Source organism: Paenibacillus sp. FSL R7-277, from assembly GCF_000517965.1.
Classification (GTDB): Bacteria; Bacillota; Bacilli; order Paenibacillales; family Paenibacillaceae; genus Paenibacillus_AQ; species Paenibacillus_AQ silagei.
This window is the reverse complement of record NZ_ASPX01000088.1, coordinates 62,802-72,601: the sequence shown is the minus strand read 5'-3', so window position 1 is coordinate 72,601 and position 9,800 is coordinate 62,802. Positions and strand designations below refer to the sequence as shown.

2 protein-coding genes are annotated in these 9,800 nt (G+C 53.1%); both read left to right on the top strand.

What is annotated here, in order from left to right; genetic code table 11:
- Positions 1–1,837 (top strand): S-layer homology domain-containing protein (locus C173_RS26380; protein WP_162174716.1); only part of this gene is annotated, 1,837 nt, incomplete at its 5' end.
- Positions 1,838–2,145: 308 nt separating this feature from the next.
- The gene (locus C173_RS26375; protein WP_036730734.1) at positions 2,146–9,588 is read left to right on the top strand and encodes an S-layer homology domain-containing protein; all 7,443 of its coding nucleotides are present in this window, start codon (positions 2,146–2,148) and stop codon (positions 9,586–9,588) included.
- The last annotated feature ends 212 nt before the right edge of the window (positions 9,589–9,800 follow it).

Here is a 9,800-nt window from a genome sequence, read left to right as displayed (position 1 = left end):
TGTGGGCCTGAACACCAGCATGGAATTCTCCGTGGATGACGGACCCTTCGTACGTTATGACGGAACGAACCTGCCGGATCTCAGCAGCGAGCATACCGTGAAGGTACGGGTTGCGGCCAGCGGTTCGGTTCCGGCGGGACCGGCAACTACGCTGACTTTTACAACGAATGTCTTGATCCCTGCCGGGGACTTGGCTGTGAGTGCCAGTGATCCGGGTGGTGCAGAGAGTAACGGCTATACACAAATCAAGGTTACCCCTGCACCGGCTGAAGGACATAAGCTGCTGTATAAGAATTTTGGTCTTGGCAGCATCGTCGTGCCGAATGTGGGAGACCTTCTGACCGGATACACGCTTGTAGGCAGTGAAGGGCTGATTCCGGCAGCCAATGGGGATACGATTGGCATTGCTGAGGTAGATGCGGAAGGCATGGTGGTAAAATACGGCAGCGTCATTGCAGTAGTTGCAGTGACTACTCCGGTAACGCCGACTCCCGATCCGGTCAGCCCGGGCAGCGGCAATAACCCAAGCTCCGGAAGTAACCCGAACAGCGGGACCCCTTCCGGGAATGCGGCCAGTACGGTTACCGATGTGATCGTCCTTGTGAACGGCAAGGAGGAGAATGCCGGCACAGCGACGACAACTACTTCCGGCAATACAAAAACTACGATCATTACCGTAGATCCGCTCAAGCTCCAGGCCAAGCTGGATGCGGAAGGCATTGGGGCAGTGGTTACGATTCCGGTGATGCTGGATTCCAATATTTTCGTTGGCGAGTTGAACGGTCAGATGATCAAGAATATGGAGAATGCAGCGGCAACGCTTGTACTCCAGACCAGCAAGGCTTCTTATACTTTACCAGCAGCAGAAATTAACATTGGGGCGTTGGCCCGGCAATTTGGCACCGGTGTGAAGCTCGAGGATATCAAGCTGAAGATTACGATCGGCGAGTCCTCTGCAACAATGAATCAAGTGATAGCCGTGGCAGCAAGCAAAGGCGGCTTTGACCTGGTTGCACCTTCTCTAGACTTCACAGTCACTGGGACCTACGGTAATGCCACAGTGGAAATCAACCGGTTTGACGCTTATGTGAAACGTACGGTGGAGATTCCTGGAGCCATTGACCCGAACCGGATTACAACAGGTATCGTTGTAGAGCCGGATGGAACGGTGCGTCATGTACCAACCCAAATCATCCGGAAAAATGGTAAATATTATGCCGAGATAAACAGTCTAACGAATAGCTCGTATTCCGTAGTCTGGCATCCGTTGACCTTCGCAGATGTGGAGAAGCATTGGGCGAAGGCTGCGGTAAATGATATGGGCTCGCGGTTAGTCATTAATGGGGTGAACGAAACCACGTTTAACCCGAATGCGGATATCACCCGGGCAGAGTTCGCAGCAATTATTGTGCGCGGGCTGGGACTGAGGATCGGAGAAGGAGCAACTTCTTTTGCAGATGTGCCAGTGAATGCCTGGTATACAGGGGCGGTACAAACGGCTTCGGAGTATGGTCTGATCAACGGCTTCGAAGACGGAAATTTCCGTCCGGATGCCAAGCTTACACGCGAACAGGCGATGACGATCATCGCTAAGGCGATGAAGCTGACCGGTCTCGCAGACCGGACCGGCACAGTGGATACAGCAGGTGTATTTGCAGCCTTTACCGATGCAGGACTTGCAGGCAGCTGGGCAAAAGATAGTTTGGCACTAGCAGCCAAGGCCGGCCTGATTAGCGGCCGCGGCGGTAACAAGCTGGAAGCCAAGGCTAATGTCACACGTGCAGAAGTGGCGGTTCTCATGCAGCGGTTGCTGCAGAAGTCAGATTTGATTGACTAAATGGAGATGGAAAGTGAAAAAAGCGGATTCAGCTCATGCTGAATCCGCTTTTTCTGCTATGTGTCTTGCTTAAGGAGTGGAGGAAGCTCCGTCATGAAATATGCAAGTAATAAAGATACAAAAATATCGTAATTAAACATAATATTTTGTCGAATAAGTTAAATTTATCGCGGAAAATGTCGATAAACCATTATGGAAAACTAATGCTTGCTAATGCCGGGCATGTGCAGAGTGTGTGCAGCATGTTCAGAGTTTTACGGAAGCGTTATCAATATTATGGAAATGTTCATTCGACAAGGAGGAAAGCGATGTTAAAGAAAATGGGGAAGATCGGGCTGGCTCTGGTATTGGTGATCGGGCTGCTGCCCATGATGTCACTCCGTGCTTATGCGGCGGTGCCGTCATTTAATAAAACAGCGGATTTTGTTATCGAGCCTTCGTTAGTGAATACCACGAACAAGAGTGTTACAGATGCGGAGGGACTTCCGAACGGGAAGACGGCAGTAATTTTAAGCACATTTGCATATGTTGGTAATTCAAGCGTCTACACTCATTATTTAAAAGTCTTTGACAATACAGGGACGCTTGTTACGGATATTAACCTTAGCACTTTAATGGATACCTATTACCAAATGACGGATGTGAATATGCTTGCGCTAAGTAACGGGGATCTATTGATTACGTATAACAAAAGCGATAGCAGTCCTACCAACCTTCCATTAGGAACGGTTATCGAGAGCACCCCCAATACCTACTTCATGGTCCTTAACCAGTACGGACAGAAGTTGACCAGCCAGACTCAGATTAATACCTATAGTGATGCAAGTCTTCCGCAACTCACACGCTTTGTGTCGATAGCGGAGTTATCTAACGGTGATATAGCTTTTTCCTGGCAAAGAAATGACAATGTAAGCACGGCTACCCGTGTGTTCACCGCTGCGGGTACACCTGTATCAAGCGAAACGCTTCTGGTAGGTGCTAATGCGAGCATGTCCTATGTATCCGCTGGTGACGGCGTATATATGGTTGCTTATAATTCAGGAAGCCCGAACGATAATATATATCTGAAGCTGTTCAGCAATAATGGAGCGCTCTTAAATACAATTACTGTTGGCGCAAGAACAGATGAGAAACAGCTATATCTGTCTACGCTGAACAACGGGAATTTCATGTTCAGCCAATATCACTGGCAAACGGGAAGCTCCGAAGTTTCCTTATATGATAACTCTGGAACGAGCCAAGGAGGATTTACGGTAAACGGCTATATGGGTGAGGCTTCAGCTGCTGTGTACAGGAGCGGTGCGTTGCCGGGATTCGTAACCATTAGTACGGATTCTGCGTCAAATGATGCCATCAACGATGCGTACTACAATGGTAAGGATTGGTCAGGGACCCAGTATGCTTACCTGAATTATTATGGCTATGACGGGAATCTGATCCTTACCTCGGCTCAACCGGTCGATTCCGCTCCGGTGGTTATGCAGGGGTATGATGAGCAGAGCTGGATGTACGCTGTGGAATATTATCCGAAATTCTCTTTGTATCCCGCCTTCGGCGATAAAGTTGTCTTCATCAAAACAGATAATACGGATGCCAGCCATTACAGGATAACCGGCAAGCTGTTTGATAATGGAGCCCCGCCTCAAGGCAATCATGTGTTTACGGTGACCAATACGAATGACAGCGGTGCGGGTTCGCTGCGCTGGGCCATTGAACAGGCGGGGGCAGTCAGCGGCGGGCAGGTTGATTTCGACCCTTCGCTTGCGGGCCAGACGATTACGCTTCAGTCGGATCTGACGGGCTGGAATGATCAGGACTGGAAAGGTACGACCATCGGCGACGCTTCAGCCGGCGGCTTCAAGCTTACCGGCTTGCAGGATGCAACGGGTCATCCGGCCATAACGATTAACGGCAATGGACACCGGGGCATTCTGGCCACCGGTTCGGGGGTATTCGAAATGTCGGATATCCGTCTGACTGGCTTTGATATCACCGACAGCAGCGGCAAGTATGATTCCTTCGGCTCTGCGCTGGGAGTCGGCGGCAATCTCTATAGCAGCATTCAACTGAATAACGTAATCTTTGAAGCAAATACAATGACGTATAAGAAGACCGGCTCGATCGCCTCTCTAGCGGCACTTACTGCTCCATACAAAGTCGATCTTGACCGGGTAGTATTCACAGATAATGTACTCACAGCTACCGCCACAACTGAAACAACTCAGGGGGCTGCGCTATACTACAATAGTTATATGGATGGCGTAATCAGCAATTCTCTGTTTGCTAATAATCGCTCAAATAGTAATTCTACAGAAGATTCCTACGGATCGGCCATCGGTGTAATGTTAGATCCGCATCTGAAGGTCTGGAATAATACATTCTATAACAACCATGTGAACAATACTGGGACGGGGGCATCTTATGGTCCGGCAATGTATGCTGTGTCCAGTTCCCCCGGCTCCAGCTCACTGGATATCTACAATAATGTGCTGATTAGTAACAAGATGGAGGCCGCTACGGCAGGCACTTTGGAGGAATTATTCTACAATTATAATAACGATACCCTTGTGCAGAGCGGGAGTAATGTCATTTCCGGCGATCCGTTTGTTGATGCGGCTGGCGGCAACTTCAGTCTGAAGGGCTCTGCTGTATCGGCAATTGATCAGGGGGATAACACGAAAACAGCTGGAGCCCTGGATCTGGCGGGAGGAGCGCGTATTTATGGTGGAACGGTAGATATCGGAGCGTATGAGTATGTCCCCGGACCTACAGTCCCGGTTGTGCTGCAATCGGCTGTAGCGGACGGTGTGCCAGGAACCACAACTTCAACGAAGATTGATCTGACTTTTGATGCTGCGATTACCGGATTGACGGCAGATGATATCACGATTACAGATGGTACAGGCTCTGCGGTAAAAGGTTCCTTGAGCGGGTTGGGGACCGCTTGGAGCCTTGCACTTACTTCAGTGACCGCCGAGGGCGATGTATCCGTGGCTGTGAATTCGCCAAGCGGATACACAGTCAGCGGTTCGCCGCAGACGGCAACTGTATCGCTGTTCAAGCCAGCGCTGGAGCCGACACCGGCAGCGGTGATCGACTATGAGGCCGAGCAACTGAGCGGTCTGACGGCAAATGGCACGTATACCGTGAACGGTACAGCGGTAACGGCGACGGCGGACGGTACGCTTGCGCTGGAGCAGAGCTGGCTGGGAGAGTCCCTGAGTATTGTGAAGCAGGGGAATGCTTCGACAACCGTAGACAGTGCGGCGCAGGTGCTGAGCATTCCATCCCGTCCGGCGACACCAACAGGTGTGACGGCAACGGATGAAATGGGAATAGAGGCGAACAACGGTACACTTACGAATGTGACTGCTGCGATGGAGTATAAGCAAGGCGCATTGGGAACATGGACGGATGTGACCGGTACAACGGTGACGGGGCTTGCTCCGGGTACGTACGAGGTCCGTGTGAGATTGACGGCGTCGTCTTTTGTATCGGAAGCGCATAGTGTAACGGTGAATGCTTATGTGCCATTAGCAGAGCCAACCCCGGCAGCGGTGATTGACTACGCAGCCGAGCAACTGAGCGGTCTGACGGCGAATGGCGCTTATACCGTGAACGGTACGGCGGTAACGGCGACGGCGGATGGTACGCTTGCGCTGGAGCAGAGCTGGCTGGGAGAGTCCCTGAGTATTGTGAAGCAGGGGAATTCTACGACAACCGTAGACAGTGCGGCGCAGGTGCTGGTCATTCCATCCCGTCCGGCGACACCAACAGGTGTGACGGCAACGGATGAAATGGGAATAGAGGCGAACAACGGTAAGCTTGAGAATGTAACTTCAGCGATGGAGTACAAGCTAAGTACCGGGGGAGTATGGACTGATGTGACTGGTATAGCAGTGACGGGGCTTGCTCCAGGTACGTACGAGGTCCGTGTGAAAATGACGGCGGCGTCTTTTATATCGGAATCGCATAGTGTAACGGTGAAAGAGTATGTGCCAACGATAGAGACAACCCCGGCAGCGGTGATTGACTATGGGGCCGAGCAACTGAGCGGTCTGATGGCGAATGGTCTCTATACGGTGAATGGCACGTTATCGATATACGCGGATGCGGCGGGCAAGCTGGCGCTGGATAGCTCTTGGCTGGGAACCTCTCTGAGCCTTGTGAAGCAGGGAAATGCGTCCACGACCATTGACAGTGCGGCGCAGACCGTGAGCATTCCTGTTCGTCCGGCAGCACCTGCTGGAGTTACGGCAACGGATGAGACGGCGATTAACGCGAAGAACGGTACGCTTACGAATGTGACTCCGGCCATGGAGTATAAGCAAGGTGCCGCAGGCGTGTGGACGGATGTGACGGGAACAACAGTGACGGGGCTGGCTCCGGGTACGTACTACGTCCAGACCAAGGCGACTTTGACGGCTTTTGCCTCGGAAGCACACATCGTGAATGTGGTAGCGTATGTAGCGATACCGGAAGCCACACCAGCAGCGGTCATTGACTACGAAGCTGAGCAGCTGAGCGGTCTGACGGCGAATGGCACGTATACACTGAACGGTACGTTGACCGTAACAGCGGATGCAGACGGCAAGCTGGCGCTGGATAACAGCTGGCTGGGCAGCTCCCTTAGCCTTGTGAAGCAGGGGAATGCGTCAACGACCATTGACAGTGCGGCGCAGACCTTGACTATTCCTGCCCGTCCGGCTGCGCCTGCGGGAGTTGCGGCAACGGATGAGACGGCGATTAACGCGAAGAACGGTACGCTTACGAATGTGACAACAGCCATGGAATACAGAAAAGGTACAGCAGGCGCATGGACAGATGTTCCAGGCACCAGCGTAAGCGGGTTGGTCCCGGATACGTACTATGTCCGTACGAAGGGTACGGTGACAGCTTTTGCCTCGGAAGCACAAGCTGTACCGGTGAGTGCCTACGTACCCACACTGGAAGCCACTCCAACAGCGGTCATTGACTACGAGGCTGAGCAGCTGAGCGGTCTGACTGCGAACGGTACGTATACACTGAATGGTTCGTTGACAGTAACAGCAGATGCAGACGGCAAGCTGGCGCTGGATAGCTCTTGGCTGGGCAGCTCCCTGAGCCTAGTGAAGCAGGGGAATGCATCCACAACCATAGATAGTGCGGCGCAGACCTTGAATATTCCTGCCCGTCCGGCAGCACCTGCCGGAGTAACAGCAACGGATGAAACAGCGATTCATGCGAAGGATGGCACGCTCACGAATGTGACAACAGCCATGGAATACAGAAAAGGTACAGCAGGCGCATGGACAGATGTTACAGGCACCACCGTCACAGGCCTTGCACCAGGCGTCTATGAAGTCCGCATGAAGGCGACAGCAACGGCGTTCAGCTCAGCTGCGGTGGAAGTGACAGTGACCTCCTTTGCATCTGAGGCGGAAGTGACGCCTGCGGCGGTGATTGATTACGCCGCAGAGCGATTGACAGGTCTGATTCCAGAAGGGGGATACACCGTAAATGGTACGGCTGTTACGGCCACCACGGATGGAACGCTGCCGCTAGACGGCAGCTGGCTGGGAACCACCCTGATTATCGTGAAGACGGGCGACGGGGTGACTACCACCGATAGTGATGCGCAAGTGTTGAGTGTTCCCGCGCGTCAGGCCGCTCCAGTCGGAGTGAGTGTCACGGATGTGACCTATAACGGAGCCAATGACGGAACACTGCAGAATCTGACCGTCCAGATGGAATACCAGATTGGGGACACAGAGGCTTGGACAGAAGTTACAGACACTTCGATTACCGGTCTTGCACCAGGCACATATTATGTGCGGGTGAAAGCTACGTCAACGGACTTTGCTTCTGCTATTGCTCAGGTGACTGTGCATGACTCAGATGCCGTGATCCCGGCGGCTCCGGAAGTGGTGGCGGATGATCTGAACAATACGATTGTGGGCCTGAACACCAGCATGGAATTCTCCGTGGATGACGGACCCTTCGTACGTTATGACGGAACGAACCTGCCGGACCTCAGCGGCGAGCATGCCGTAAAGGTACGGGTGGCGGCGAGCGGATCGGTTCCTGCGGGACCGGCAACTGCGCTGACTTTTACAACGAATGTCTTGATCCCTGCCGGGGACTTGGCTGTGAGTGCCAGTGATCCGGGTGGTGCAGAGAGTAACGGCTATACACAAATCAAGGTTACACCTGCACCGGCTGAAGGACATAAGCTGCTGTATAAGAACTTTGGTACGGGCAGCATCGTCGTGCCGAATGTGGGAGACCTTCTGACCGGATACACGCTTGTAGGCAGTGAAGGGCTGATTCCGGCAGCCGATGGGGATACGATTGGCATTGCTGAGGTAGATGCGGAAGGTATGGTAGTAAAATACGGCAGCGTCATTGCAGTAGTTGCGCTGACTACTCCGGTAACGACAACTCCCGATCCGGTCAGCCCGGGCAGCGGAAGTAACCCGAACAGCGGGACCCCTTCCGGGAATGCGGCCAGTACGGTTACCGATGTGATTGTCCTTGTGAACGGCAAGGAGGAGAACGCGGGCAAAGCAACGACCACGATCTCCGGTAACCTTAGAACGACGACCATCGCGGTAGATCCGGCCAGATTGCAGGCGAAGCTGGATGCCGAGGGGAACGGCGCTGTAGTAACTATCCCGATGATGCTGGATTCGAATGTGATTGTCGGCGAATTGAGCGGCCAGATGATCAAGAATATGGAGAATGTGGCGGCCACCCTGGTGCTTCAGACCAGCAAGGGCAGCTATACGTTGCCTGCATCCGAGATTAACATCGGCGCATTGGCCGCAAGATTAGGTAACGGAGCTAAGCTGGAGGACATTACGCTGAGAATTACCATTGGTGATGCTTCGGCTGCCATGAATCAGGTGGTCACCGCTGCGGCAAGCAGGGGCGGCCTGACCCTTGCAGCGCCTATCCTGGATTTCACAGTTACTGCTTCTTCCGGAACCTCAACAGTAGAGGTGAGCCGGTTCAATGTATATGTATCGCGGACAGTAGCGCTTCCGCAGGGGGTTAACCCGAACCGGCTTACAACTGGTATCGTTGTCGATCCGGATGGAACGGTGCGTCATGTACCGACCAGAATCATCCAGAAGGATGGTAAATACTACGCAGAGATCAACAGTCTGACGAACAGCACCTATTCTGTGGTCTGGCATCCGCTGACATTCGTGGATGTGGAGAAGCATTGGGCGAAGAATGCTGTGAATGACATGGGCTCCCGTCTGGTCATTAACGGGGTGAACGAATCCACGTTCAACCCGAACGCCGACATCACCCGTGCAGAGTTCGCAGCAATCATCGTACGCGGTCTGGGCCTGAAGCTTGGAGAGGGAGCTGCGAAGTTCGCAGATGTTCCGGCGAATAGCTGGTATGCAGCAGCAGTTGGGACAGCGTCCGGGGCGGGGCTGATTACCGGCTTCGAGGATGGAAGCTTCCGTCCTGGAGACCGGATCACACGCGAGCAGGCCATGAACATCATCGCTAAGGCGATGAAGCTGACCGGTCTCGCAGAACAGACCGGCACAGTGGACACCGCTGGTGTGCTTGCAGCCTTCACAGATGCAGGCCGCGTTGGCGCCTGGGCGAAGGACAGTCTGGCGCTCGCAGCATCCGCCGGCTTAATCACCGGCCGCGGTGGCAATAAGCTGGAGGCACAGGCTAACGTCACCCGCGCAGAAGTGGCGGTGCTGATCCAGCGTCTGCTCCAGAAGTCAGAGTTGATTGATTAATAGTATGAATTAAACTGGGCAAACCAGAAAAAGCGGATTCAGTCATAGGCTGAATTCGCTTTTTTTGGCATTAGAATTTTGGCATTTAGCGTGTACCCAATAATAGGGGAATTTCGAGCTGGGAGGGGTGGGGTGCTGTGCGGAAGCAGTTGGATTTTATACACTTGCTGTAGAGCGGACGAGTCCTGAAGGGACAGTAGTTGGATAAATGT

Excerpts from the sequence above, each read along its gene's own strand:
- C173_RS26375 (WP_036730734.1), top strand. The coding sequence starts at position 2,146 with ATGTTAAAGAAAATGGGGAAGATCGGGCTGGCTCTGGTATTGGTGATC.